The organism is Cellulomonas sp. NEAU-ZC6 (genome assembly GCF_056844425.1).
The window spans coordinates 680235-705302 of record NZ_JBXFYH010000002.1; the positions used below are offsets into that span (position 1 = coordinate 680235).

The following is a 25068-nucleotide window of genomic DNA, read 5'->3' on the forward strand; positions in this document are numbered from 1 at the left end:
CGGCTCAGCGACCCGGACAGCGACAGGCGCGACCCGAGGAGGCCGGGGCGCCCAGCGGCGCGCGGCGGTCCAGGTGGGGGGTCGGGCTCATGACGGACACGCTAGGTCGGCGTCTCACCTGACGTCCAACGACGTTTCTGCATCTGGACTCATCGAACACGGTGATGAGTGCGCCGCAGGTCAGGGGAGCGGGCCACCGCGGGCGTCGAGCATCGCCTGCAGGGCGACGAGCTCGCGGTCCTGGGACCGCACGATGTTCTCCGCCAGCGCGACCACCTGCGGGCGCTGCGCGTGCTCGACGGCGTACTCCGCCATCTGCACGCCGCCCTCGTGGTGCGGGATCATCAGCTCCAGGAACAGCCGGTCGGCGTCGCTGTCGGTGGCGTCCGTGAGCCGGAGCATGTCCTCGCGCGACACCCACCCGGGCATCGCGGCGTAGCCGGTGGCGCCGTCGCCGGACGCGCCGGCGGTGGCGTGGGCGTGGTCGCCCGTCATCCAGGCCATCGGCGGGGCGGACGCGGCGACCGGCAGGCCCCACGTCGACAGCCAGCCGGCCATCTGGCCGATCTGGTTCTGCTGGGTCAGCAGGATGTCCAGGGCGACCGTGCGGACCTCCTCGTCGGTGCTGCGGTCCCGCACGAGCACGCTCAGCTCGACGGCCTGCGCGTGGTGCGCGGCCATGTCGCGGGCGAACCCCGCGTCGACGGAGCCGTCGGCCGCGGCGGTGATCGGCGGCTGGCGCGCGAGCAGCGCACCGACCAGCGCGCCGACGGCGAGGGCGGCCAGGACGACCACGACGAGCACGGCGCGCCCGCGACCGGAGCCGGCCGCGGGCGCGTCGTGCGGGTCGGGGGTGGTCACGCCGGGGTGCCCACGCCGCTCGAGCACGGGGCGCCGACCTCGGCCAGCTCCGGGTTCAGCAGGTACTTCTGGATGAAGACCGGCAGGCGCGGGTCGTCGGCGGACTCGACCTGGAGCTGGTAGCCCCAGGCGCTGATCGCGACGTCCGTGTCCATGCCCTCGAACGGCGTGACCAGCACGTAGCTCTGGTTCTCGGCGAACGCCTCGAGCGTGGCGACCTGGTCGGCGGGCAGCGACGGGTCGTAGGTGATCCAGACCGCGCCGTGCTCCAGGGAGTGCACCGCGTTCTCGCTCGGCACCGGCTCGGTGTAGACGCCGCAGTTCAGCCACGCGGCGTTGTGGTCGCCGCCGGCCGGCGGGGTCTGCGGGTAGTCGACGGCGGTCGTGACGTGGTTGAACGTCAGCCCGTCGAACGTCTCGACGCCCTCGATCTCCGCGGCGGCCTCGGCCTCGACGGCGGCCTTGTCGCGGCCGGCGTCGACGATCACCCAGGCGCTGATGCCGACCAGGGCGAGGACCAGGACGCCGGCGACGGAGCCGATGATCACGCCGCGACGGCGCTCGGACCGGCGCTGCTCGGCTCGGACGGCGGCCAGGCGGGCCTGGCGCTCGGCCGCGGTGGGACGGCGGTCGGGCATGAGGTGCTCCTGTCGGTGGTGCGGCACGGCGCGGGGCGCCGGTCGGTCCGCCGAGAATACTTGAAGTGTCTACTAATTGACAGGGACCGGCGTGGTGCCGGTGACCAGGAGGGCGTCGAGCGCCGCCGCGGGGCCCGGCCGGCCGAGCGCCCAGCCCTGCGCGGCGTCGCACCCGAGGTCCCGCAGCAGCGTCAGCGTGCGCAGGTCCTCGACGCCCTCGGCGACCACCCGCATCCCTAGAGCATGGCCCAGGTCGACCGTCGAGCGCAGGATCTCCGCGCAGACCCGGTCGTCGGCCGCGGGCGCCACGAAGGCACGGTCCACCTTGAGCACGGTGAACGGCAGCCGGCGCAGGTAGTCGAGCGACCCGTACCCCACGCCGTAGTCGTCCACCGCCAGGTGCACGCCGAGCTCGGCCAGCGCCCGCAGGGTGCGCTCGGCGCGGACCCCGTCCCGCATCGCCATGGTCTCGGTGACCTCGAGGCCCAGCGCGTCGGCCGTGAGCCCGTGCCGGTCCAGCGCGGCCCGCACGTCGTCGACCAGGCGGGCGTCGTCCAGGTCGTGCGCGGAGACGTTGACCGACACGGCGAACGCGGGCGACCCGGCCGCGCGCCAGCGGGCGCACTGCGCGAGGGCCGCGTCCAGCACGTGCAGGGTGACGGGGCGGACCAGCCCGGTGCGCTCGGCGGCCGGGATGAACGCGAGCGGCCCGAGCAGCCCGTGCTCGGGGTGCTGCCACCGCACCAGCGCCTCCGCGGCGTGCACCCGGCCGTCCGGCACCGTCGCGACGGGCTGGTAGTGCACCACGAGTTCCCCGCGGTCCACCGCGGCCGCGAGCCCGCGCAGCAGGTCGGCACCGGGCAGCACGGCGGAGGCGCTGCTGCAGTCGCCGGTCCGGTCCAGCGCGACCCGGTCCGGCCGGCCGCGTGCCACCGACAGGGCCGCGTCCGCACGCGCGGTCAGGTCGTCACCGGACGCCGGGCGCGCGGTGCCGACCGCGATCCCGACCAGCGCGCCGACGGCCAGGTCCATGCCGCGCACCGGGACGGGCGCCGCGAGCTGCTGCAGCAGGCGGCGTCCGGCCGCCTCGGCCTGATCGGGCCCGGTGACGTCCGCGGCCACCGCGAACACGTCACGGCCCATCCGGCCCACGGTCGTGCCCGGCTCGGCACCCGCGGCGACCACGCCGGCGACCGAGCGCAGCAGGTCGTCCGCCACCCCGTAGCCGAGGGTCTCGACGACCTCCCGGTAACCGTCGAGCGCCACCAGCAGCACCGCGGGCAGCGTGCCGGCGGGGGCGTCGTCGCTCCCGCGCTCCAGGTGCCGGGCGAGCCCGGTGGCGTTGGCCAGGCCGGTCAGCGGGTCCGTGACGGCGAGGTGCTCCAGGCGGGCGTGCTGCCGGCGCATCTGCTTGACCAGGCCGCCGAACCGGGTGAAGAACACCCCGATCAGCAGGACGCCGACCGAGCACACCTCGACCAGGTGCACGTCGCCGCCGCGCAGCGTCTCGACGATCATCGTCGCCGGCAGCACGCAGACGGACGCGACCAGGAACGTGAGGTGCATCCCGGTCAGGGCACCGTCGGGGCGGGGCGGGGCGACGTGCGCGGCGGACGGGTGCGCGGCGGCGGCCGCCAGCAGGACGTACCCGACGAGCCACATCGTGTCCAGCAGGTACGCGTACTCGTCGAGGACCGGCCAGGCGGCGCCCAGCTGGAACAGCACGTCCGCGAGCATGATCACGAGCACGGCGAGCGAGGTGAGCTGGTGGGCGCGGGACCAGCTGCCGACGGCGCCGAACGACCGGGCCAGCACCACCAGCAGCAGGGCGTCGCCCACCGGGTAGAGGGCGCCGATCAGCGTGGCGAGCGGGGCATCGGCCCACTCGGCCAGCGCCGGGTCGAGCACGAGCAGCCACAGCATGAGCAGACCGCCGCTCGCGACCATGACGGCGTCGAGCAGCCACACCGGGCGCTGGTCCCGCGGGGCGGGGAACGCGCGGACCAGGCCCGCGGCGAGCAGCGGGTACGAGGCGAGGTAGAAGACGTCGGCGAGTGACGGGAAGGGGTCGATGCCGAGCACCCGCTCGAGGAACGACCAGATCGCGTCCCCGACCACCCACGCGACCACGCCGAGCGCGAGGAGCACCCACGCCCGGCGCAGGGGGCCGCTCGCGCGCACCGCGGCCCTCCCTGCGGTCACCGCCGCGGCGGTGCCGATCGCCACGTACAGCGCGTCGCGACCCCCGCCCGCGGGCAGCACGGCGTGCAGCACGAGGGCGGCACCGACCACGAGGGCGGTGCGGCGCGGGTGGTGGGCAAGCGCTGTCACTCCGGTCCGATCGGCACCTGCGGCTCTTCCTTGACCTGTCAGGCGGGTGAGGCCGCACCGGCCCGTCTCGTCGAGCGCCCACCCGGGCCCGTGGTTAAGGTCGGGCCACCAGGGGCGGAACCGCCGCGCCCCGCGGAGGGGGCGTGCGTGAGGCAGCAGCTGGTGCTCCGGGTCATCGTGACGATCACGCTGGTCCTGGGCCTGAACTACGTCGTCTGGCGCTGGCTGGAGTCGGTGAACTGGTCCGCCTGGTGGATCGCCGTCCCGCTCGTCGTCGCGGAGACGTACTCGTTCCTGGACGTGTGCCTGTTCGGGATGACGATGTGGCGCGCGAAGCGCCGGCCGGAGCCGCCCGCGCCCGCGCCCGACCTGACCGTCGACGTGTTCGTCACGACGTACGACGAGCCCGTGGACCTGGTCATGGCGACCGCGGAGGCGGCGCGGGACATCCGGTACCCGCACCGCACCTGGGTGCTGGACGACGGGTCCCGGCCCGCGCTCGCGGCCGCGGCCCGGGCGGCGGGCGTCGGGTACATCGAACGGTCCGCGGACTGGGTGGACCGGCCGCGGCACGCCAAGGCCGGCAACCTCAACAACGCCCTGTTCGTCACCGAGGGGGAGTTCCTGCTCATCCTGGACGCCGACCAGATCCCGGACCCGGCGATCCTGGACCGCACGCTCGGGTACTTCGCGGACGACCGGGTCGCGCTGGTGCAGACACCGCAGTTCTTCACCAACGTGACGGAGGCCGACCCGCTCGGCAGCCAGGCGCCGCTGTTCTACGGGCCGATCCAGCAGGGCAAGGACGGCTGGAACGCGGCGTTCTTCTGCGGCTCGAACGCCGTGCTGCGCCGGGACGCGCTGATGCAGCTCGGCCTGGTCGGGTACGTCCGGGAGACCGAGCGCTCGGTCCGCGACGCCCTGCACGGCTCGCGCCGGCTGCTGGCCCGGGCGCAGCGGAGCGCACCCGACCCCGGCCAGGCGGCGGCCCTCGGCGAGGTGCAGGACGCGGCGGCGCACGCGCTCGCGGCCCTGGACGCCGGCGAGCCGCTGTCCGACGTGACCTACGCGTTCCAGCGCCGGGTGGACGCGATCTCGGCCTCCGTGGTGGCCCACGACCTCGCGGGCATCCAGGCGGACCTCGCCGCGATCGCCCGCATGCCCATCGCCCGGGACGACCAGATCGGCGCGGTGGTCGTGGACGAGCGGGCGCTGGCCCGGCTCGCGGACCGCGAGTGGTCGCCGCTCGGTGCGATCGAGTCGGTGCAGGCGCTGCTGCGGGCCGTCGACGTGGACCGGTCCGCCGAGGCCCAGGCCGTCATGCCGGTCGCGACGCTGTCGGTCACCGAGGACATGGCCACCGCGATGCGGCTGCACGCGCTCGGCTGGCAGACGGTGTACCACCACGAGAGCCTGGCGCACGGGCTGGCGCCCGAGGACCTCGGCACGATGATGACGCAGCGGCTGCGCTGGGCGCAGGGCACCATGCAGGTGATGCTCAAGGAGAACCCGCTGGGCGTCCGCGGCCTCGCGGTCGGCCAGCGGCTCATGTACTTCGCGACCATGTGGTCCTACCTGTCCGGCTTCGCCGCGCTCGTGTACCTCGCCGCGCCGATCATCTTCCTGTGCTTCGGCGTGCTGCCGGTCACCGCGTGGACCGTCGACTTCTTCGCGCGGTTCATCCCGTTCTTCCTGGCCAGCCAGCTGCTGTTCCTGGTCGCGGCCCGCGGGGTCCGGACCTGGCGGGGCCAGCAGTACGCGCTGGCCCTGTTCCCGGTGTGGATCAAGGCGGTGTGGACGGCCGTCGCGAACGTCTGGTTCGGCCGTCCGCTCGGGTTCGCCGTGACGCCGAAGGTGCGGCCCGACGGCACGCCGAGCCAGTGGCGCCTGGTCTGGCCGCAGCTGCTCGCGATGGTGCTGCTCGTGGTCGCGGCGGTGATCGGCGTCGTCCGGACCGCCCTGGGCTTGTCCTGGTGGGTGGGCACCGCCGTCAACGTCGTCTGGGTCGTCTACGACCTGGTCGTGCTGAGCGTGGTGGTGCAGGCTCTGCGCTACCGCGGGTACACGTCGGCCGGTACGGGTACGGTCGCAGCGGCCACGGACGCGACGCGACCGGGTCCGACGGAGTGAGGAGGAACGCGCGATGGAGCTGGTGACCGATCAGGTCGGGCAGGCCGGGGTGCTGCACGTCCAGGGGCGGCTGACCATGGCCGCCGCCGGGGAGCTCAAGGCGGCGGTCGACCGGGAGGTCGCGGCCGGGCGGTCCCTGGTCGTGGTCGACCTCGCGGGGACCACGTTCCTCGACTCCTCCGGGCTCGGGGCCCTGGTCGGCGGGCTGCGGTCCGCGCGCGCCGCGGGCGGTGACCTGCGCATCGCCGGGGTCGGCGCGCAGGTCCGCACGGTGCTGGAGCTGACGACGATGGACCGCGTGCTCCGGCCCTACGACACCGTCGAGGACGCGGTCGGTGCCGGCGCCTGACGGCGGCGCCGTCGAGGTCCGCGTCGAGGGCGACGCCGAGCCGGCGTGGCTGGAGGCGGTGCACGAGGGTCTCGCCCGGCTCTGGTCCCTGGCGCCCGCGGTGCCGGAGCTGGACCGGTTCCGGTTCGAGACGGCCGTGATCGAGATCGCCACCAACGTCGTGCAGCACACGGTGCCCGTCGGCGACGGACCCGTCCGCGCCACGACGCTGCTGCGGGTCGACGCCCCCCTGGTCGAGGCGGAGATCTCCGACGACGGGACGGTGGTCGAGGTCGACCTGGACCCGCGCCCGGTGGACGACCTCGCGGAGAGCGGCCGCGGCATCGCGCTGGTGCAGCGGGCCGTGGACACGCTGACGTTCGTGCGCCGGCCCGGACGCAACACCTGGCGGATCACCCGCGCCTGGTCGGCCTGAGCAGACCGTGCACCCGGTCGACCGGGTGACGTAGCGTCGGGGGCCATGATCACCGGAACGCAGCCCGCGGAGCAGGACCGGGTCGCCGCCCTGCACCGGCTGGGCGTCCTCGACAGCCCCGCCGAGGACCGGTTCGACCGCGTCGTGCGGCTGGCGCGCCAGCTGTTCGGCGTGCCGACCGCCCTGGTGTCGCTCGTCGACCGCGACGTCGTGGTGCACAAGGCGATGTCGGGGTTCGACGAGCGGGTCGTGCGGCGGGAGGACTCCTTCTGCCACACCGCCGTGCAGTCGGACGACCTGCTGGTCGTCGAGGACGCGTCCCTCGACCCGCGCTTCGTGGACAACCCGTACGTCACGGCGCCCGGCGGGCTGCGGTTCTACGCGGGCCGGCCGCTGGTCGCGCCGGGCGGGTTCCGGGTCGGCACGCTGTGCATCGCCGACAACCGGCCACGGCGGTTCGACGCCGAGAGCGCGGCCCTGCTGCGGGACCTCGCGTCGTGGGTCGAGAAGGAGCTCGTGATCGACTCCGAGCTCGAGCGCGCGGCCGAGGTGCAGGCGGGGCTGCTGCCGCGCAGCGCGCCGGACGTGCCGGGCTACCAGGTGGCCGGCGCGTGCCTGCCGAGCCGGGCGGTCGGCGGCGACTTCTACGACTGGGCCACGACCCGGGACGGCGGCCTGGTGCTCAGCCTCGTCGACGTCATGGGGAAGGGCGCGGGCGCCGGCATCATGGCGGCGTCGATCCGGGCGGTGCTGCGCGGGTCGGTGCACGGTGCCGACGTCGCCCGGTCGCTGCTGTACGCCGGCGCGATCCTGCACGGCGACCTGTCCGGCGCCGGGGTGTTCGCCACCGCGTTCCACGCGGCCCTCGAGCCGGCGTCGGGCGAGATCCGCTACGCCGACGCCGGGCACGGTCTGACCCTGGTGCTGCGGGTGGACGGGACGACCGAGCGGCTGGCCGCGACCGGGCTCCCGCTCGGAGTCGTGGACGAGGAGCAGCGCGAGCAGCGGTCGGTCCGGCTCGACCCGGGCGACCTCCTCCTGACGTTCTCCGACGGCGTGCTGGACCTGCACGACGGCACGCTGGCGACGGTGCCCGTCGTGGTCGACGCGGTGCGCGGAGCCGTGTCCGCCGGCGCCGCGGTCGAGGCCGTGCTCCGGCTGGCGCGCGGGGTGCACGAGCGCCCGGACGACCTGACCGTGGTGGCGTTGCGCCGGGACGGCTGAGCGGCGCGTCAGCGGCTGCCGGGCGGCAGGGCGTGCCGGCTGACGTCCACGAGCGCGCCGTCGGCGACCCGGGCCGTCACGTAGGTCCCTGCCGGCTGCCGGCGGCGGTCGGTGGGCGAGCCGGGGTTGAGCAGCCGCAGCCCCCGGGGCGTCGTCGTGTCCCACGGGATGTGGCTGTGCCCGAAGACCAGCACGTCCACGTCCGGGTAGGCGGCGTCGCAGCGGGCCTCGCGGCCGGTGCGCTGGCCGGTCTCGTGGACCACCGCGAACCGCACGCCGCCGAGGGTCGCCCGGGCGACCTCGGGCAGCCGGGCGCGCAGCTCGGCGCCGTCGTTGTTGCCCCAGCAGCCCAGCACCCGCCGCGCCCGCGCCTCGAGGGCGTCCAGCAGGGCGACGTCCACCCAGTCCCCGGCGTGCAGCACCACGTCCGCCGCCGCGACCGCCGACCAGACCTCGGCGGGCAGGTCGCGGGCCCGGCGGGGCACGTGGGTGTCGGCGAGCAGCAGCAGGTCCACGCCCGGCCGCCTCAGGCCGCGCGACGCAGGGTCAGCACGGTCAGGTCGTCGTCGGCCTGCCGGACGTCGTCCACCAGCGACAGCACCGCGTCGGCCGCCTCCTCCGCCGAGGTGGTCCCGCGGACCGCGCGCCGGACCTGGTCGAGGTCGCCGATCGAGCCGCCGAGCGCGTCGAGCACGCCGTCGCTGAAGGTGACCAGCACGTCCCCCGGCTCCAGCCGGTCCTGCGCGCTGACCCGGGCGGGTCCCGGCAGCATGCCCAGCGGCAGCCCGGTCGCCGACAGCCGCCGGCTGCTGCCGTCCGCGCCGATGATCAGCGACAGGCCGTGGCCGGCGTCGGTGTACTGCACGCGGCCGTCCGACGCGTCGACGTAGGCCCGGAACATCGTGACGAACGCCCCGGCGTTCACCAGGTCGGCGTCCATCGCGCGCTCGGTCGCGGCGAGGGTGCCCGCCACGTCGCGCAGCCCGGGCTGCGCGTGCAGCACCGAGCGCGTCGTCGCGGCCAGGATCGCCGCCGCCGGACCCTTGCCCATGACGTCGGCCATCGTGAGGACCAGCCCCTCCGGCAGCTGCTGCCAGTCGTAGAAGTCCCCGCCCACCGAGCCGGCCGGGACGAACCGCGCCGCGAGGTCGAACCCCGGGACGTCGAGCCCGCGCGCGGGCAGCAGGCTCGCCTGCACCTGGGCCGCCCGGCGCAGCTCCGTGCGCTCCGCCGTGACGTCCCGCAGGACGGTCACCACGCCGCCGCCCGACTGCTGCGGGATCTGGGTGGAGGAGAAGGTGACGATCCGGGGCTCCCGGCTGCCCGGGACCCGCACCAGCAGGTCGGCGTCGCGGACCTGCTCACCGGCGAGCGCCCGGCGGAACGGCAGCTCCTGGTCGGGCAGCGGTGAGCCGTCCAGGCGGGCCAGCCCGGCGAGGTCCGTCGTGCTGTCCGCCGGGTCCAGGTGCGCCGCACCGGCCAGCAGCAGGGTCGCCGTCGGGTTCCGCACGATCACCCGGCCCGCCGCGTCCACGACCCGCACGCCCTCCGACATCGTGTCGACGACGGTGGTGAGCAGCGCCGCCTGCTCCTGGGCCCGGTCCCGGGCGGCAGAGAGATCGGCCATCAGCCGGCCCCGCTCGTCGCGGGCCAGGGCGAGGGCCATCCCGATGACGGTCACCAGGCCGACGTACAGCTGGGCGACGGCGACCTGCGCCGTCGGGTCGGGCAGGCTCGCGAACGGCCCGACACCGACCAGGGTCAGCTGGATCGCGACGACGCCGCACAGCGCCGTGTGCAGCACGACCGAGCGCGTCGGCAGGCGGGAGCCCGCCCAGACGGTGAGGCCGATCAGCGGGAACACCACGGCCAGGTCGGACAGCTGCAGGAACCACACGAGGTACAGCAGCGGCGCGAGGAGCACGGCCGACAGGAAGTCGGCGCCCCGCCCGTCCGTCCACCGCTCGAGGCGGTGCTGCGTGTCCGGACGCGTCCGCCGCTCGTGCAGCCAGGCGCCGAGCGTCCAGCCGAGCGTGCCGATCGCGAGCATGCTCACGGTGTTCCGCGCCGTCCACAGCAGGGCCGTGTCCCACGTGGCCGGTCCGCCCCGGAGGACGACCGCGAGCTCGGCCAGGGGCGCGGACAGCGCGGCACCGAGGGCGGCGCCCAGCACCACCACCCACAGGTCCGGGACCCGGCGCAGCTGCCGGTGGCCCCGCGCCGCCCACAGGTGCGGCGCGTACCGGGCGACGACGGCGACGCAGACCACCGCCTGGGCGGTCGCGGCCGCGGCACCGACCGCGGCGGCGACCGGCGTGGACCCGGTGAGCCGCACCACCGCCGCGGTCGTCAGGGTGAGGACCACCAGGTCCAGCCACGGCCACGGCCGGCGCGCCCGGGCCACCAGCCACAGGACCGACACGCCCGCCGCCGGCCACACGAGGCTCACGGTGGCGCCCTCGACGCGCGTCGCGCGGCCGAGCAGGCAGGCGGCGGCGTACAGGACCGCGAACACCGCGACGACCCGCAGGTCGCGCGCGTCGGGGACGCGGTGCCGTCGCCCTCGCGTGGGCGCGGGCGGGCTGGGCCGCTCTGCGGTCACCGCACCTCCTCCGGAGTCGTCCGACGTCGTCCCCGCAGGCTACGGGGCCCCGGGGCGGTCCGCGCCCGGTGCGCCGAGGCACCGGTGGGCGCGGGCGGGGCGCGCCGTGTGACCGGCCAGACACCCGCCGCGCGCCACGACCTACCGGTCGGTCGGTGTTCACTGAGGGGTCGGGTCGCACGGTGCGGCCGGCGGTACGGGCGAGGGAGTGACGCGGGATGACGCGGTTCGACGGCAAGGTGGCCCTGGTGACGGGTGGCGGCAGCGGGATCGGGGAGGCGGTCGCGAAGCGGCTCGCCGCCGAGGGCGCGTCGGTCGTCCTCACGGACATCCGGCTGGCGCCGGCGCAGCGGGTCGCGGACGAGATCACCGCGGCGGGCGGCACCGCGACCGCCTTCGAGCAGGACACGGCCGACGCCGAGCAGTCGCGGGCGGCGGTCGACTTCGCCGTCGCGACCTACGGGGCGCTGCACCTGGCCGTGAACAACGCCGGTGTCGCCGCGCGGCACCAGCTGCCGGTGGGCGAGCTCGACCTGGACGCGGACTGGCGCCGCGTGATCGACATCAACCTCAACGGCGTGCTCTACGGCCTGCAGTACGAGCTGCCCGCCATCGAGGCCGCCGGTGGCGGTGCGGTCGTCAACATGGCGTCGATGCACGCGCTGGTCGCCACCCCGGGCAACGCCGCCTACGTGGCGTCCAAGCACGCGATCAACGGCCTGACCAAGAACGCGGCGGTGGAGTACGGCACCCGCGGCGTGCGGGTCAACGCGGTCGCGCCCGGCAACATCTGGACCCCGCTGATGGCCGAGCTCCCGCAGGACCAGATCGACGCGATCACCGCCCGGCACCCGATCGGCCGCATCGGCACGCCGGAGGAGGTCGCGTCGCTCGTGGCCTACCTGCTGAGCGACGAGGCGTCGTTCATCACCGGCAGCCTGCACCAGGTGGACGGCGGCTACCCGGCGGTCTGACCTCCGGGCCGACCAGCGACCCGGGTGATCCGGGCCCGGGCGGCGCGCACCCCGGGGCCCCGGCTCCGGCGGTGCCGTAGCGTCTCCGGCGTGGAGATCCCGGCACCCGTGCAGCGCGCGCTCGTCGCGTGGCGCCTGCTCGCGGTGACCACCACGGTGCTGGCCCTCGGCTCGGGCGCGCACGTGCTCGCGGGCGGCCACGCGCCGTCCACGGGCGTCGTCGCCCTGCTCGGCGCCCTGGTCCTGCTCGCCGCCGCGGCCGTGGCACGCCGTCCGCTGACGGTGCGACTGCTGCTGCCCGTCGCGGTCGGCGCACAGCTGGGCGTGCACGTCGCGCTCACCTGGCTGGGGTCGGCCGGCGGCGAGCCCGGTCCCCCCGGGGCGCACGGGCTGCACGGCGCGCCCGCGCCGGTGGTGGACGTCGTGGCCGTGGACCCCCACGCCGGGGCGTCCGGCCTGCTGATGCCGGCCGCGCACGCCGCCGCGATGGCCGCCACGGTGCTGCTGCTGGTGGCGACGGAGCGCGGCGCCCTCGGCCTGGTCCGGCGCTGGTCGGCGCTGCTGCCCGCCCTCGGTCCGGGCGCGCCGGTCCCGGTCGCCGGCCTGCCGCGACCGGTGCTGGTGGGTGCAGGACCGGCGCGGCGCCTGCGGGTGCTGGCCGGTGACGTGGCCCGCCGGGGCCCGCCCGCAGCGCTGCGTCCCCGCGCGACCGCCTGACCTCCCGCCGCACCGGCAGGGCGGCGGCGTCGCGCTGCCCTGCCCAGCCGCACACCGGAGGAACAGCCATGTCCGCACGTCCCCGCACCACCACCGCCGTCCGCGCCGCCGCCGGCGGCGCGCTCGCCGCCGCCCTCGTCCTCGGCTCGGCCGCCGCGGCGTCCGCGCACGTCCACGTCGACCCCGCGACCACCGAGGCCGGCGCCTACGCCGTGCTGACCGTCCGCGTCCCGAACGAGTCGCCCACCGCCGCGACGACCCAGGTGTCCGTCGACCTGCCGACCGACCGGCCGCTGACCTACGTCGGCCTCGAGCCGGTGCCGGGCTGGACCGGCGTCGTCGAGGAGGGCGACCTGCCCGAGCCCGTCGAGGTCGACGGCGCCACGATCACCCGCGCCCCGGTCCGGGTGGTGTGGACGGCCGAGGGCGCCGGCATCGGCGACGGCCAGTTCCAGCGGTTCACCGTCTCGGCAGGCCCGCTGCCGGAGGCCGGCACCGAGGTCGTGCTGCCCGCGCACCAGACCTACTCCGACGGCACCGTCGTCGACTGGGACCAGCTGGCCGAGGGCGGCGCCGAGCCCGAGCACCCCGCACCGGTGTTCACCACGACGGAGGCGGCGCCGGCGGGCGGTGGCGCGGCCGACGACGCGTCCGATGCCGCCGCCGCCGCCGGCGCCGCGACGTCGACCGCGCCCGCCGCCGACGACAGCGCCCTGCCGGCGGTCCTCGGCGGCATCGGACTGGCGGCCGGCCTCGTCGCCCTGGTCGTCGCCACGCTCGCCTGGCGCCGCACCACCCGCTGACCCGGCCCGCACCGCCGGCGGATTCTCGCTCGGCCCACCGACAGGTCGGCCGGCGACGCGAGAATCCGCCGGCGATGCGCGGAGGGCGACTCCCTCGGGGAGGTCAGGGCTCGACGGTGCGCTCGACCAGGTAGGAGCGGCCGTCCGCGCCCTCCACCCGGACGAACTCGGTGCGCAGGGCCCGGTCGCGCTCGCGGTCGGCCTCGCCGACCTCGCGGTCCGGGGCCAGGGGGTCGCCGACCTGCGCGGGTCCGAACACGCTGAGCAGCGCCGCCTCGCGCTTGTCGCCCGCCCTGCCGATGGTCGCCATCTGCCGCCCTGTCGTCGATTCGATGAGTGCACACATCATACGTGCACTCACCGCTTCCGGGTAGCATCGGGTCCGTGACCACCGCCGCACCCACTGCCCTCGACGCGCCCGACGCCCCGGTCGACCCGCTCGCCGTCGAGGCGCAGGTCTGCCTGACGGTGTCCGCCGCCTCCCGGGCGCTGGTGGCGTTCTACCGGCCGCTGCTGGAACCGCTGGGCCTCACGCACCCGCAGTACCTGGCGATGCTGGCGCTGTGGCAGCACGGGGACCTCACCCTCAAGGCGCTGGCGGAGCTGCTGCACCTGGAGCCGGCGACGACGTCGCCGCTGGTCCGCCGGCTGGAGGCGATGGGGCTGGTGCACCGGGCGCGTGACGGGGCCGACGAGCGCGCGCTCGCGATCCGGGTCACCGACGCCGGTCGTGCGCTGCGCGAGCAGGCGGTCGGGATCCCGGCGGCGATGCTCGACGGGCTGCGTCTCGACCTCGACCAGGTGGCGCAGGTGCGCGCCGCGGCGCAGCTGCTCCTGCGGGCGTGCGACGACGCGGAGCTGCGCCGCGCCTGACCCGGCGGCTACCGCCCGAGCGCGCGCTCGACGACCGTGCACGGGTCGCCGTCCTCGGCGTCCCGGTACTCGCAGGCGGCCCGGCGCAGCAGGGCGCCCACGACCCGGCGCTCCTCGGGTTCGAGCGCACCGAGCACGGCGTCCTCCGCGACGGCCACCCGGTGCTCGAGCTCGGCGAGCACGGCGGCCGAGCCGGAGGTGGCGACCACGCGTCGCTGCCGGCGGTCGACCTCGGCCACGCGGCGCTCGACCAGCCCGGCCCGCTCCAGGTCGTCCAGCAGGTAGGTCATCACGGTGCGGTCGATGCCGAGGCTCGCGGCGAGGGCGGCCTGGCTGGGGTGCGCCCCGCGGACCACCTCGCGCAGCACCTGGTAGCCCCGGAACCCGTGCGGGACCGCGGCCTCGACGGCGTCCGCGAGGGCCCGCTCGTACGCGCGGAGCAGCACGCCGAGCGACCAGCCCAGGTCGGACGCCGGGAGATCGGTGTGCTGCTCGGGAGCCGCGGTCATGCCGGGAATGCTACGCCGGGACCCGTGGTTGAGCCAATCGTCTGTGGGGCATACGATCGGTTCCGCCGACGGATCAGCACGGCACACCGAGGATGCGGAGCACGATGACGGACTACGGCCACGACCTGCTGTTCGGGTCGTTCATCACGCCGGGCAACGCCGACCCCCAGCGCGCGGTCGCGCTCGCGCAGCTCTCGGAGCGCGCCGGGCTGGACCTCGCGACGTTCCAGGACCACCCGTACCAGCCGTCGTTCCTCGACACGTGGACGCTGCTGTCCTGGGTCGCGGCGCGCACCGAGCGGATCCGGCTGGCGCCGAACGTCCTGAACCTGCCCCTGCGGCCGCCGGCGGTGCTGGCCCGCTCCGTCGCGAGCCTGGACCTGCTGTCCGGCGGCCGCGTGGAGCTGGGCCTGGGCGCGGGCGCGTTCTGGGACGCGATCGAGGCGATGGGCGGCCGCCGGCTCAGCCCCGGGCAGGGCGTGGACGCGCTGCGCGAGGCGATCGACGTGATCCGCACCCTCTGGGACACCACCGACCGCAGCCGGGTCGACCTGCCGGGGGAGTACTACCCGCTCGCCGGCGCGAAGCGCGGCCCCGCCCCGGCGCACCCGGTCGGCATCTGGCTCGGCGCGTACAAGCCGCGGATGCTCCGGCTCACCGGGGAGCGCGCGGACGGCTGGCTGCCGTCGCTGTCGTACCTGAGCAGCCTGCAGGACCTGGACGACGCGAACGCCCGGATCGACGACGCCGCGACCGCGGCCGGTCGTGCGCCGTCGGCCGTCCGCCGCCTGCTCAACGTCGGTGGGCGGCTCGCGCCCCGGCGCAGTCCGGACCTGCTGGCGGGGCCGCCGGAGCAGTGGGTGGAGCAGCTCGCCCTCCTGGCACTCGAGCACGGCATGAGCGCGTTCGTCGTGAGCGGCGACGACCCGACCCTGCTGGCGACCGTCGGGCAGGAGATCGCGCCCGCGGTCCGCGAGCTGGTCGCCACCGAGCGCGCCGCCCGCGGCACCGCGCAGGTCCCGGCCGGCGGGGTGCAGGCGTGAGCGACCTGGGGCACCCGCTGCAGCTGGGCGTCGTCCTCGCCGTCGACGCCACGGACCCCGGTGCGCCCGCGCGGCTCGCCCGGCTCGCCGAGGACACCGGGCTGGACCTGGTCGTGGTCCCGGACGCGGGGAGCGCCGACGACGGTGCCGACCTCGACCCCTGGACCACGCTGGCGCACGTCGCGGCGAGCACCCGCGACATCGGGGTCGCGACCCGCGGCCTGCTGCTGGACGACCGCCCGCCGGCCGTGCTGGCCCGGGCCGCCGCGAGCCTCGACCACCTGGCGGGTGGCCGGCTGGCGCTCGGCCTCGGCGCGGGACCCGACCCGGAGGCGTGGGACGCGCTCGCCGAGGGGGCCGACGTGCTGCGCGGGATGTGGGCGGCGGCGGAACCCGGCCCGCTCGCGTACGACGGCCGGCACCACCGGGTCCCGGGAGCCCAGCGCGGGCCGGCTCCGGCGCACGACGTCGCGCTCTGGCTGGGCAGCAGCGACGGGGACGACGGCGGCCGTGTGCTGGGCGCGCGGGTCGCCGACGGCTGGTGGCTCACCGCGACCGCCACCGACGCCGACGCCGTCCGCACCGAGCAGGCCGCCCTCGACGCGGCGCTCGTGGCAGCCGGCCGGGACGTGCGCGAGCTGCGCCGCGGGGTGCTGCTGGACGCGTCGACCACGGTCGAGCAGGCCGTGGCCCTGGTCCTGGAGGCGGGTGCCGGCACCCTCGTGCTGGCCGGTGCCGACGAGGCCGCGCTGACCCCGTTCGCCACCGAGGTGGCGCCGGCCGTGCGCGCGGCGGTCGCCGCGCAGCGGGCCGTCCGCGGCACGGTGGTCGGGACGGTGCGCCGTGCCCAGGTCCGGGCGGCCCGCCGTCCGGGGATCGACTACGACGGCGTCCCGGCCGCGCTCGTGGCCTCCGCCGTCGAGCCCGGCGATACCGGCTACGCCGCGGTGCGGTCCACCTACATGCGGGGTGGCCGCCCCGGGCTGGTGCTCCGCCCCGCGAGCACCGCGGAGGTCGTCGAGGCCCTGGCGTACGCCCGCGCGCAGGACGTCCCGCTGGCGGTCCGCAGCGGCGGCCACGGGATCAGCGGCCGGTCGACCAACGACGGCGGCGTGGTCCTGGACCTGTCCCGGATGCACGCGATCGAGGTGCTCGACGTCGCGACCCGGCGGGTGCGCGTCGAGCCCGGGGCGCGCTGGGGCGAGGTCGCCGCCGCGCTGCGGCCGTACGGCTGGGCGCTGACGTCCGGCGACTCGGGCGGCGTCGGGGTCGGCGGCCTGGCCACGGCCGGCGGCATCGGGTTCCTCGTGCGCGAGCACGGGCTGACGCTCGACCACCTGCGTGCGGCCGAGGTGGTGCTCGCCGACGGCACGGTGCTGCGCACCAGCGCGACCGAGAACGCCGACCTGTTCTGGGGGGTGCGCGGCGCCGGGGCCAACCTCGGCGTCGTCACGTCCTTCGAGTTCGAGGTGGACGAGGTCGGCGACGTCGGCTTCGCCCAGCTGGTCTTCGACGCCTCGGACACCGAGCAGTTCCTGGTCGACTTCGGTGCCACGGTCGAGGCGGCACCGCGGGACACCACCGCGTTCCTCATCATGGGCCCGCCGCGCGGCGGGCAGCTCGTCGCGCAGGTGATGGCGATGGTGGACTCCGACGACCCGGACACGATCATCGAGCGCCTGCAGCCGTTCGCGCTGCTCGCGCCGCTGCTGCAGCAGCAGGTGCAGGTGCTGCCGTACGACGCGGTGGTGCAGACGCCGCCGACCCGGCACACCTCCGAGGGCGAGCCCGTCACGCGCTCCGGCATGGCCGAGCACCTGACGCCGGCGCTCGCGGCCGACGCGGCCCGGCTGGTGCGCAGCGGCGCGACGCCGTTCTTCCAGATCCGGTCCGCCGGGGGAGCGGTGCACGACGTCCCGGCAGACGCCACGGCGTACGCCCACCGGTCCGCGAACTTCAGCGTGCTGGCCATGGGCACGTCCCGGCGCCGGATCGACGCGGTCTGGGACGCCATGGCGCACCACTTCGACGGGCTCTACCTGTCCTTCGAGACGGACCGGCGCCCGGAGCGGCTGACCGAGATCTACCCGACCGCCACGCTGGCCCGGCTGCGGGAGCTGAAGCGGCGGTACGACCCCGAGGACGTGTTCCGGCACAACTTCTCGGTGGCCGAGGCACCGGCCGTCGTGCTCTGACGCGGGTCCGCGCCGCGCCGGGCGCCTCCGACGCAGGGTGGACCCGGTCAGTCGCGAGGACGACCGCGTACCCCCTGGGTGGTACCGGAAGATACGGCGCCCGGCCGATCCGCCGCGCGGCCGGACCGAGCAGGATGGGACCGTCAGCGCAGCACAGCGTCGGATCGCAGGGGAGCAACCAATGTCGTCGCAGGTGTGGATCGTCGTCGCCGGCCTCACGGCCGTGATCGTCGTCGTCGGCCTCGGCGACCTGGTGCAGCGGTTCCGGGGGACCCGGCAGCGCGTCACCCGCTGACCAGACGCGGCGACGCCCGCACCGGGAGGGGGTGCGGGCGTCGCTGCGGTGGGTGCTGCTACTTGCCGATCTTGTCGTCGGCGGACTTCTCCATGTCGTCGATCTTGTCGGCGTTGCCGCCGCCCGACTTCTTGGCAGCGGTGTCCCCGGCCTTCTCGATGCCGGCGTCGCTCGCCTTCTCCTTCATGTCGTCCAGGCCCATGGTGCGGTCCTCTCGTCTCGGGAGTGCTGCGACGGGTCTCCCCGCCCCCTCCAGTCTCGGCGCGCGGGCGCCACCTCGCGACCCGGGCGGCGACCGGCGTCAGGCGCGCGCCATGTGCCGCGCCGCCCGCATCCCGAACACCGCGGCGGGCCCGATGGTCGACCCCGGCCCCGGGTAGGTGCGGCCCATCACCGACGCGGAGCTGTTGCCCGCGGAGTACAGCCCGGCGATGACGGTGCCGTCCTCGCGCAGCGCCCGCCCGTCGGCGTCGGTCAGCACGCCGCCCTTGGTCCCGAGGTCGCCGACGACGACCTGGAACGCGGTGAACGGCCCGCGCTCGATCGGTCCCAGGTTCGGGTTCGGGTGCACGGTCGGGTCGCCGTAGTACCGGTCGTAGGCCGAGTTCCCGCGCCCGAACTCGCCGTCGACGCCGGAGCGGGCGTACCCGTTGAACCGCTGCACGGTCGACCGGAACCGGGTGGGGTCGACGCCGATCTGCCGTGCGAGCTCGGCCAGCGTCGGTGCCTTCACGTACTGCCCCGACGCGGCCAGCGCCTGCAGCGCCCGCGGGTCGAGCGCGTAGTTGCGCAGGTAGCGCCGCGCGTGCCGGGTGTCGGCGACCAGCCAGTACGGCCCGTTCGGGTCGTGCTCGAGCATGTGGTGCCCGAGGTCCACGTAGGACTCGGACTCGTTGGCGAACCGCTCGCCGCGGGCGTCCACCAGGATCGAGTACGGCAGGGACCGCTCGCCGACCAGGAACGACGGCTGGCCGCCCGGGGGCGCGGCGACCGAGGCGCCCCACCACGCGTCGTCCATCAGCTCGAGCCCGGCGCCGACGGACTGCGCGATCTCGATGGGCCGGCCGAGGTTGCCCGGGTTGCCCGACGGGTCGCCGGCGATGCCGTGGTGCTTCTGGCGCCACTGCCGGTTGTGGTCGAACCCGCCGCCCGCGAGCATCACGCCCCGGGTCGCCCGGATGGTGAGCGGCCGCCCGTCGCGGGTGATCCGGACGCCGACGACCCGGTCGTCGTCGTCGAGCACCAGCGACTCCAGCGGGCTGCTCAGCCACAGCGGGACGCCCTGCTGCTGCACCACGACGTCGAGGAACGAGGTCGCCAGCGCCGCGCCGATGCCGGCCAGGCGCTGCCCGCGCGCGAGGGCGCCCAGCGCCCGGAAGACGAACCGTGCGCCGCGGACGAACCCGGCCGGGGTGGACCACGCGCGCTCGAGCAGCCACACGTCGTCGGTCATGATCGGCAGCGGGACCGCGGCGCGGCAGGAGGACCACCACGCGCCGATCGCCTTGGTGTCCACCGGCTGGTGCTCGACGGAGCGGCCGACCTTGCCGCCCGGCAGCTCCGGGTAGTAGTCCGGGTAGTCGGTCGCGCGGGCGAACGCCATGCCGTACCGCTCGGCCGTGGTGACGAAGTCGGCCACACCGTCGACGAACGCCTCCTTGCGGGCCCGGGAGGACGCGCGCCCGGCGTCCCCGACGCAGGCCTCCAGGTACGTCAGCGCCTCGGCGCGGGAGTCGCCGACACCGTCCCGCCGCATCAGCGGGTTGTCCGGGAGCCAGAGACCGCCGCCGGACATCGCGGTGCTGCCGCCCCAGCGGTCGGTGCTCTCCAGGAGCAGGACCTCGAGACCCTCGTCCACGGCGCCGAGGGCGGTGGCGAAGCCCGCGCCCCCCGTGCCGACCACGACGACGTCGTACGTGTGATCGAAGACCTCGGGCATCTGCGTCCTCCAGGCGGCGATAACGGACACCGGTGTCCGTTTGACGCCCAGCATGGGCCCGGCAGGGCCCGAAGACAAGGGCCGACCGCGTGCTGCGCCGCTCAGCCCGGTCCGGCCAGGTCCAGGGTCGGCTCCGGCAGCCGGTCGGGCGCGTCGACCAGCACGCCGCGCAGCGCCAGGACGAGCGCCCGCTGCACCGCGGCGTGCACGCGCGCCGGCTGCTCGGCCGCGAGGACGCCCTCGACCATCGCGAACAGCAGGCGCACGTCGTCCACCGTGACGTCGGGGCGGACCCGGCCCCGCCTGCGGGCGTCGTCGAGCGCGTCGGCGAGCAGGGCGGTGGCCCGGCGCTCGACCTCGGCCAGCCGGGGGTCGCCGCCGTGGGCCGCGTGCGCCGCCGCGAACAGGCCGGGGGCGTCGACCTGCTGCGCGCTGATCTCCGCCACCAGGTGCTCCAGCCGGTGCTCGGCCGGCAGCGTCGCGACGTGCCGCTCCAGCGCGTCGACCCGCGCGGTGTACACGGCGGCGATGAGCGCCTCGCGATCGGGGAAGTGCCGGTAGAGGGTCCCGCGGCCCACCCCCGCCCGCTGCGCGACCCGGTCCAGCGGGACCGTCGCACCGGCCGCGCGGAACTCCACCTCGGCCGCGGCGACGATCCTCGCCCGGTTGCGCACCGCGTCCCGCCGCTCACCCACCCAGCCGAGCGTAGGGGACACCCGTCCCCACGCCGGCGGTCCGCTCAGCCGGGTGCGGTGACGAACACGTCGAGCAGCTCGGGGTTGTGCGCGTGCACCAGCACGCCGAACACGACCAGGTCGAACAGCAGGTGCACGGCCACGACGTACGGCAGCGACGTGCTGCGCGCGAAGATCCATCCCTGCACCAGCGCGAACGGGACGGTGAGCAGCGGCCCCCACTCGCGGTAGCCCAGCTCCCAGAGGAACGACACGAAGACGACCGACTGCAGGACGTTCGCCGTCCACAGCCCCAGGTGCTGGCGCAGCAGCGCGAACACGGTGCAGATGAAGAACAGCTCGTCCCAGATGCCGACCGCGTTGACCCCGACGAACAGCCGCGCGATCTCGGCGCCACCGGTCACCTCCGGCCAGTTCCGGTAGGCGCCGGAGCCGATGAAGTAGAACGGCAGCAGCAGGTAGCCGATCGCGACGACCGCCGCCAGGTAGGTCCACTGCCACCGGGACCACCGCCGGCCCGTGGCGACCGGGAACCGGATGGACCGCTGGCCGAAGACCTGGTGCGACAGCGCCCACGGCACCAGCACGGCGAGCGACAGCGCGACGGTGAACCGCAGCATCCCGGCGTCGGACAGGTCCGCCTCCAGCGAGATCGCGGAGATGATCCCCATGCCGACGCCGATGAGCGCCAGGTCCCGGCCGAGCGCGCGGTCCACCGCCAGCCCGAGCGCGATGCCGAGCACGAGCGGCAGGTAACCGAGCGGCCGGACGTGCACGGCGAAGATCAGCACCGCGGAGCCGCACACCAGCGCGGCGGCGAGCAGCCGGGCGGGGGAGCCGGTGTCCCACGGCGCGCGGGTGGTCGTCGGGGCGGCGGTGGCCTGGGAGGGGGAGGTCACGTGCTCAGCGTGCCGCACGACGTCGCCGGCGTCCTGGCGGAGCGGGCATCAGGCGACGGGCCGGGCGGCCGCGGGCTCCGGGGCCGCCGTCGCGGTGCGGAACCGCGTCACCGCGACGCAGAACACCACCGGCACCACCGCGCAGAGCAGCAGCGCGGGGCGCAGGCCGCTGCCCCCGTCCGCCGGCAGCAGCGCGGCGAGCGGCGCCAGCGGGCCGTCGGCCGCCGCGGCGAGCACGCCGGCGAACCACGGTCCGAGGGTGCCGCCCGCGTCGCCGGCCAGCGCGAGCAGCGCGAACATCGCCGCGCCGCCGAGAGGGAACCGGGCCGAGGTCAGCGAGAACGTGCCCGGCCAGAGCAGGCTCACGGACAGCCCGCACAGCGCGCACGCGAGCAGGCTGACCGCCGGGGTCGCGACGGTGGCGGCGACGACGTAGCAGGCGGCCGCGGCCGCGCTCGACAGCACGAGCAGCCGGTGCAGCGACGCCCGGTGCCCCCAGAGCCCGTACGCGACCCGGCCGACGCCCATGAACGCGGCGAACAGGCCGGCACCGACCAGGTCACCGGTCTGCTTGCTGACGCCGGTCCCCTGCTCGGCGAAGAACGAGGACCACTGGGCCATGGTCAGCTCGGCCGCGCCGCCGGTCATCATCAGCACCAGCGCGACCAGGAACAGCGGGGTGCCCAGCAGGGAGCGGATCGAGGTGCGGTGCTCCTCGGCGACGGTCTCGGGCAGCGGTACCCGCAGGAACACGACGAGGTTGACCAGCGGCACCACGGCCCACAGGACGGGTAGCACCGGCCACAGGTCCTGGCCGAGCACCGCGAGCAGCCCCGTCGTGCCGAGCACCACCGCCAGCTGGCCCCAGCAGTAGAACGAGTGCAGCAGCGCCATGCCGGCCGCCTTGGACTCCTGCGGCGTCGGGAGGTGCTCGACGACCGGGCTGACCAGCACCTCGAGCAGCCCGCCGCCGACCGCGTAGACGACGACCGCCAGGCACAGCCCGACGAGGGGGTCGCCTGTGACGAACGGCAGGACGGCGAGCAGCAGCAGGCCGAGCGCGGCCAGCACGTGCGCGAGCACCAGCGGCGCGCGGTAGCCGATCCGGTCCACGACGCGCATGACGGCCAGGTCGGTCAGCAGCTGGACGCCGAAGTTCAGCGCCGCGAGCCCGCCGAGCTGGGCGACCGGGATGTCGAACCGCGTGTGGAACACGATGAACAGCAGCGGCGCCAGGTTGTTGACGATCGCCTGCACGACGTAGCCGGCGTAGCTGGCGCGCTTGGTGGAGGCGTACGCGGCGACGGGGAGCTCGGAGGGCACCGTGCCGAGGGTAGGGGACGACGAAGGCCCGGGATCTCGCTGGAGATCCCGGGCCTTCGCTGGTGCCCTCGATAGGATTCGAACCTACGACCTTCTGCTCCGGAGGCAGACGCTCTATCCACTGAGCTACGAGGGCGGGGCACCGCCCGCGCCGGTCTGCCGACCAGCGCGATGCAAGAGACTACCAGCCCGTCAGTCCTCCCCGAGCAGCCCCGACAGGTACGTGGTGGTCTCCTCGACCGCGCGGCCGTCGTCGCCGGCCGCGATCGCGTCCACCAGGCCGTCGTGGTTGTCGCCGTCCTGCAGGATCTGCGCGAAGTTGAACCGGATGTTGTCCGTGATCGCGCCGATCAGGTTCTCGTACATCGACAGCAGCACCGGATTGCGGGCGGCGCGGGCGATCGCGCGGTGCAGGGCCAGGTCGGCGGCGACCATCCGGTCCAGCGCGCCCGACCGGTACGCCTCGGCGCGCTCGTCGCGCAGGCCGGTGATGGTGGCGACGTCGCTGGCGGTGCGGCGACGGGCGGCGAGGCGGGCGGCCTCGACCTCCAGGCTGCGGCGGACCTCGATGACGTCCCGCTGGCGGGCGTCGGCGATCTGCCGGCCCATGCTGACCGCGAGCTCGGAGGTCGACAGCACGTAGGTGCCCGACCCCTGGCGCCGCTCGACCAGCCCCGCGTGCACCAGGGACTGCACGGCCTCGCGGACGGTGTTGCGTCCCACGCCGAGCAGCTCGACCAGGGCGGGCTCGGGCGGGATGCGGGTGCCGACCGGCCAGTCGCCGGCGGTGATGCGCGCCCGGAGCTGGGCCACCGTCGCGTCGATGAGTCCGGTGCGTCGCGTCATGCGGAGTAGTCTCCCTGGTCAGTTGTGCCCGCGATTCAACCACGAACCGGGCACCCGTCCGCCAGCGCCCGACGCCGCGCGCCGCCAGCTCCGCCGTGAACGAGGCCGCATGTCGTCACCCGCCCTTCCCGCAGGCTCCGTCGCGCCCTGGCGCGGCCGCCGGGTCGTCCTGCTCGGCGTCGTGCTGGTGGCGCTGAACCTGCGGATCGCGGTGGCGTCCGTGTCGCCGATCCTCGACCTGGTGCGGGACGACGTGGCGCTGTCGGCGACGGAGGCCGGGCTGCTCGGCACCATCCCGGTGGTCTCGTTCGCCGCGTTCGGGTCGATCACGCCGGTGCTCGCCCGCCGGGTCGGGCTGGAGCCGCTGCTGGTCGCCGCGATGCTGCTGTCGGTCACCGGCGAGATCGTCCGGTCGAGCACGTCGACCGCCGTCGGGTTCCTCGGCTGGTCGGTGATCGCCCTGGCGGGCATGGGCATGGGCAACGTGCTGCTGCCGCCCGTGGTCAAGCGGTACTTCCCGGACCGGATCGGCGTGGTCACGTCGATCTACTCGGTGACGATGACGTTCAGCACGGCGGTGCCGGCGCTGCTGGCGGTGCCGGTCGCCGAGCGGCTCGGCTGGCGGGCGTCGCTGTCGATCTGGGCGGTGGTCGGCGTGCTCGCCGCGGTCCCGTGGGTCGTGGTGATCGTGCGCTCGGCCGCCGCCCGGTCCGCCCTGGGCGGGCTGCTCCGCCGCGGTCCGGCGACCACCCCCGCGCTGACGTCCCGGCACCGGCAGGGCGGCCGGGTCTGGCGCAGCCCGCTGGCGTGGGGGATGGCGGTCACGTTCGCGATGAACTCGCTGGACTCGTACGCCATGTTCGCGTGGTTGCCGCAGATCCTCGTCGACGGCGGGACGTCGCCGCACGCCGCCGGGGTGTGGCTGTCGGTGTTCGCCATCCTCGGGCTGCCGCCGGCCCTGGTCGCGCCGATCGCGGCGAGCCGGATGCGGAACCCGATCCCGCTGGTCGTGGTGTTCGTGACCTGCTGGGCGGTGTCGTACGTCGGGCTCCTGGTCGCGCCGGGCGGCCCGGTGTGGCTGTGGGTGCTGCTCGGCGGGCTCGGCCCGGGGGCGTTCCCGGTGCTGCTCGCGCTGATCAACCTGCGCACGCGCACGTCGGCCGGCGCCGCCTCGCTGTCCGGCTTCACGCAGGGGGTCGGGTACGCGATCGCCGGGACCGGGCCGCTGCTGATCGGCGTGCTGTACGACGCGACCGGGTCCTGGACCGCGCCGCTGCTGCTGCTGCTCGGGACGCTGGTCGTGCTGCTCGTCGCGGCGACCGTGGCGTGCCGGCCGGTCATGCTCGAGGACACCTGGGGGCCGCGGGCGGCGCGTCCCGAGTGACGCGCCGGGCGCCGGTCGCACCG

General features: G+C 75.6%; 24 protein-coding genes and 1 tRNA gene. 11 read left to right on the plus strand and 14 right to left on the minus strand.

All coding sequences use genetic code 11. The features are described from left to right. Window positions 1-180: 180 nt before the first annotated feature. The 3 genes from AC1050_RS13270 to AC1050_RS13280 all read right to left on the minus strand — a co-directional run bounded on the left by AC1050_RS13270 (window position 181) and on the right by AC1050_RS13280 (window position 3830). A complete protein-coding gene (locus AC1050_RS13270) occupies window positions 181-861 on the minus strand; it encodes a DUF305 domain-containing protein (protein ID WP_482387857.1) in 681 nt (226 codons plus the stop codon). Next, entirely contained in the window at window positions 858-1499 is a 642-nt protein-coding gene (locus AC1050_RS13275) for a DUF3105 domain-containing protein (RefSeq protein WP_482387858.1), read from the minus strand. The genes AC1050_RS13270 and AC1050_RS13275 overlap by 4 nt, the downstream gene beginning before the upstream one ends. Window positions 1500-1571: 72 nt before the next feature. Next, entirely contained in the window at window positions 1572-3830 is a 2259-nt protein-coding gene (locus AC1050_RS13280; protein ID WP_482387859.1) for a putative bifunctional diguanylate cyclase/phosphodiesterase, read from the minus strand. A gap of 147 nt (window positions 3831-3977) precedes the next feature. On the opposite strand from AC1050_RS13280, the gene AC1050_RS13285 reads away from it, so the two are divergent. Genes AC1050_RS13285 through AC1050_RS13300 form a run of 4 tightly spaced genes read left to right on the plus strand, consistent with a single transcriptional unit; the run spans window position 3978 to window position 7948 of the window. Further along, window positions 3978-5960: a glycosyltransferase family 2 protein gene (locus tag AC1050_RS13285; RefSeq protein WP_482387860.1), complete on the plus strand. Its 1983-nt coding sequence runs from the start codon at window positions 3978-3980 to the stop codon at window positions 5958-5960. 13 nt (window positions 5961-5973) lie between these two features. Then, window positions 5974-6309: an STAS domain-containing protein gene (locus AC1050_RS13290; RefSeq protein WP_482387861.1), complete on the plus strand. Its 336-nt coding sequence runs from the start codon at window positions 5974-5976 to the stop codon at window positions 6307-6309. After that, complete coding sequence (locus tag AC1050_RS13295; RefSeq protein WP_482387862.1) at window positions 6296-6724, plus strand: ATP-binding protein; 429 nt, start codon at window positions 6296-6298, stop codon at window positions 6722-6724. The genes AC1050_RS13290 and AC1050_RS13295 overlap by 14 nt, the downstream gene beginning before the upstream one ends. 45 nt (window positions 6725-6769) lie before the next feature. Then, a complete protein-coding gene (locus AC1050_RS13300) occupies window positions 6770-7948 on the plus strand; it encodes a PP2C family protein-serine/threonine phosphatase (RefSeq protein ID WP_482387863.1) in 1179 nt (392 codons plus the stop codon). An 8-nt stretch (window positions 7949-7956) separates the two neighbouring features. On the opposite strand, the gene AC1050_RS13305 is transcribed toward AC1050_RS13300, so the two are convergent. Beyond that, on the minus strand, window positions 7957-8463 hold the full coding sequence (locus AC1050_RS13305; RefSeq protein ID WP_482387864.1) for a metallophosphoesterase family protein: 507 nt from the start codon (window positions 8461-8463) through the stop codon (window positions 7957-7959). A gap of 11 nt (window positions 8464-8474) precedes the next feature. Continuing rightward, window positions 8475-10550 carry a SpoIIE family protein phosphatase gene (locus AC1050_RS13310; protein ID WP_482387865.1) on the minus strand — a complete coding sequence of 692 codons (2076 nt, stop codon included), beginning with the start codon at window positions 10548-10550 and terminating at the stop codon, window positions 8475-8477. 218 nt (window positions 10551-10768) lie between these two features. Here AC1050_RS13310 and AC1050_RS13315 point away from each other — a divergent pair, with 218 nt between their 5' ends. The 3 genes from AC1050_RS13315 (at window position 10769) to AC1050_RS13325 (ending at window position 13044) form a co-directional block, all read left to right on the plus strand. After that, on the plus strand, window positions 10769-11524 hold the full coding sequence (locus tag AC1050_RS13315) for an SDR family NAD(P)-dependent oxidoreductase (protein WP_482387866.1): 756 nt from the start codon (window positions 10769-10771) through the stop codon (window positions 11522-11524). Between the two features lie 90 nt (window positions 11525-11614). Next, window positions 11615-12241, plus strand: coding sequence for a hypothetical protein (locus AC1050_RS13320; protein WP_482387867.1), 627 nt, complete (start codon window positions 11615-11617; stop codon window positions 12239-12241). A gap of 68 nt (window positions 12242-12309) precedes the next feature. After that, window positions 12310-13044: a YcnI family copper-binding membrane protein gene (locus tag AC1050_RS13325; protein ID WP_482387868.1), complete on the plus strand. Its 735-nt coding sequence runs from the start codon at window positions 12310-12312 to the stop codon at window positions 13042-13044. Window positions 13045-13147: 103 nt separating this feature from the next. Here the strand turns inward: AC1050_RS13325 and AC1050_RS13330 are convergent, their stop codons facing one another. Next, the gene (locus tag AC1050_RS13330; protein ID WP_482387869.1) at window positions 13148-13354 is read right to left on the minus strand and encodes a hypothetical protein; all 207 of its coding nucleotides are present in this window, start codon (window positions 13352-13354) and stop codon (window positions 13148-13150) included. Between the two features lie 74 nt (window positions 13355-13428). Here AC1050_RS13330 and AC1050_RS13335 point away from each other — a divergent pair, with 74 nt between their 5' ends. Continuing rightward, the gene (locus tag AC1050_RS13335; protein ID WP_482387870.1) at window positions 13429-13917 is read left to right on the plus strand and encodes a MarR family winged helix-turn-helix transcriptional regulator; all 489 of its coding nucleotides are present in this window, start codon (window positions 13429-13431) and stop codon (window positions 13915-13917) included. Window positions 13918-13925: 8 nt separating this feature from the next. Here the strand turns inward: AC1050_RS13335 and AC1050_RS13340 are convergent, their stop codons facing one another. Next, window positions 13926-14426, minus strand: coding sequence for a MarR family winged helix-turn-helix transcriptional regulator (locus AC1050_RS13340; RefSeq protein WP_482387871.1), 501 nt, complete (start codon window positions 14424-14426; stop codon window positions 13926-13928). A 104-nt stretch (window positions 14427-14530) separates the two neighbouring features. On the opposite strand from AC1050_RS13340, the gene AC1050_RS13345 reads away from it, so the two are divergent. Beyond that, window positions 14531-15469, plus strand: coding sequence for an LLM class flavin-dependent oxidoreductase (locus AC1050_RS13345; RefSeq protein ID WP_482387872.1), 939 nt, complete (start codon window positions 14531-14533; stop codon window positions 15467-15469). Continuing rightward, complete coding sequence (locus AC1050_RS13350; protein WP_482387873.1) at window positions 15466-17664, plus strand: LLM class flavin-dependent oxidoreductase; 2199 nt, start codon at window positions 15466-15468, stop codon at window positions 17662-17664. The genes AC1050_RS13345 and AC1050_RS13350 overlap by 4 nt, the downstream gene beginning before the upstream one ends. Before the next feature lie 353 nt (window positions 17665-18017). Here the strand turns inward: AC1050_RS13350 and AC1050_RS13355 are convergent, their stop codons facing one another. The 7 genes from AC1050_RS13355 to AC1050_RS13385 form a co-directional block, all read right to left on the minus strand. Next, complete coding sequence (locus AC1050_RS13355) at window positions 18018-18161, minus strand: antitoxin (protein WP_482387874.1); 144 nt, start codon at window positions 18159-18161, stop codon at window positions 18018-18020. A 99-nt stretch (window positions 18162-18260) separates the two neighbouring features. Beyond that, window positions 18261-19898: an FAD-binding protein gene (locus tag AC1050_RS13360; RefSeq protein WP_482387875.1), complete on the minus strand. Its 1638-nt coding sequence runs from the start codon at window positions 19896-19898 to the stop codon at window positions 18261-18263. A gap of 101 nt (window positions 19899-19999) precedes the next feature. After that, entirely contained in the window at window positions 20000-20593 is a 594-nt protein-coding gene (locus AC1050_RS13365; protein WP_482387876.1) for a TetR/AcrR family transcriptional regulator, read from the minus strand. Window positions 20594-20637: 44 nt separating this feature from the next. After that, on the minus strand, window positions 20638-21492 hold the full coding sequence (locus AC1050_RS13370; RefSeq protein WP_482387877.1) for a CPBP family glutamic-type intramembrane protease: 855 nt from the start codon (window positions 21490-21492) through the stop codon (window positions 20638-20640). A 48-nt stretch (window positions 21493-21540) separates the two neighbouring features. After that, a complete protein-coding gene (locus AC1050_RS13375) occupies window positions 21541-22815 on the minus strand; it encodes an MFS transporter (protein ID WP_482387878.1) in 1275 nt (424 codons plus the stop codon). 60 nt (window positions 22816-22875) lie between these two features. Continuing rightward, window positions 22876-22951: transfer RNA gene (locus AC1050_RS13380), tRNA-Arg, on the minus strand. Window positions 22952-23007: 56 nt separating this feature from the next. Beyond that, a complete protein-coding gene (locus AC1050_RS13385; RefSeq protein ID WP_482387879.1) occupies window positions 23008-23661 on the minus strand; it encodes a FadR/GntR family transcriptional regulator in 654 nt (217 codons plus the stop codon). Between the two features lie 109 nt (window positions 23662-23770). On the opposite strand from AC1050_RS13385, the gene AC1050_RS13390 reads away from it, so the two are divergent. Then, window positions 23771-25045, plus strand: coding sequence for a CynX/NimT family MFS transporter (locus AC1050_RS13390; protein WP_482387880.1), 1275 nt, complete (start codon window positions 23771-23773; stop codon window positions 25043-25045). The last annotated feature ends 23 nt before the right edge of the window (window positions 25046-25068 follow it).

Excerpts from the sequence above, each read along its gene's own strand:
- AC1050_RS13345 (WP_482387872.1), top strand. The coding sequence starts at position 14,531 with ATGACGGACTACGGCCACGACCTGCTGTTCGGGTCGTTCATCACGCCG.
- AC1050_RS13290 (WP_482387861.1), top strand. The coding sequence starts at position 5,974 with ATGGAGCTGGTGACCGATCAGGTCGGGCAGGCCGGGGTGCTGCACGTC.
- AC1050_RS13300 (WP_482387863.1), top strand. The coding sequence starts at position 6,770 with ATGATCACCGGAACGCAGCCCGCGGAGCAGGACCGGGTCGCCGCCCTG.
- AC1050_RS13360 (WP_482387875.1), bottom strand. The coding sequence starts at position 19,898 with ATGCCCGAGGTCTTCGATCACACGTACGACGTCGTCGTGGTCGGCACG.
- AC1050_RS13330 (WP_482387869.1), bottom strand. The coding sequence starts at position 13,354 with ATGGCGACCATCGGCAGGGCGGGCGACAAGCGCGAGGCGGCGCTGCTC.
- AC1050_RS13275 (WP_482387858.1), bottom strand. The coding sequence starts at position 1,499 with ATGCCCGACCGCCGTCCCACCGCGGCCGAGCGCCAGGCCCGCCTGGCC.
- AC1050_RS13385 (WP_482387879.1), bottom strand. The coding sequence starts at position 23,661 with ATGACGCGACGCACCGGACTCATCGACGCGACGGTGGCCCAGCTCCGG.
- AC1050_RS13315 (WP_482387866.1), top strand. The coding sequence starts at position 10,769 with ATGACGCGGTTCGACGGCAAGGTGGCCCTGGTGACGGGTGGCGGCAGC.
- AC1050_RS13390 (WP_482387880.1), top strand. The coding sequence starts at position 23,771 with ATGTCGTCACCCGCCCTTCCCGCAGGCTCCGTCGCGCCCTGGCGCGGC.
- AC1050_RS13325 (WP_482387868.1), top strand. The coding sequence starts at position 12,310 with ATGTCCGCACGTCCCCGCACCACCACCGCCGTCCGCGCCGCCGCCGGC.
- AC1050_RS13355 (WP_482387874.1), bottom strand. The coding sequence starts at position 18,161 with ATGGGCCTGGACGACATGAAGGAGAAGGCGAGCGACGCCGGCATCGAG.
- AC1050_RS13340 (WP_482387871.1), bottom strand. The coding sequence starts at position 14,426 with ATGACCGCGGCTCCCGAGCAGCACACCGATCTCCCGGCGTCCGACCTG.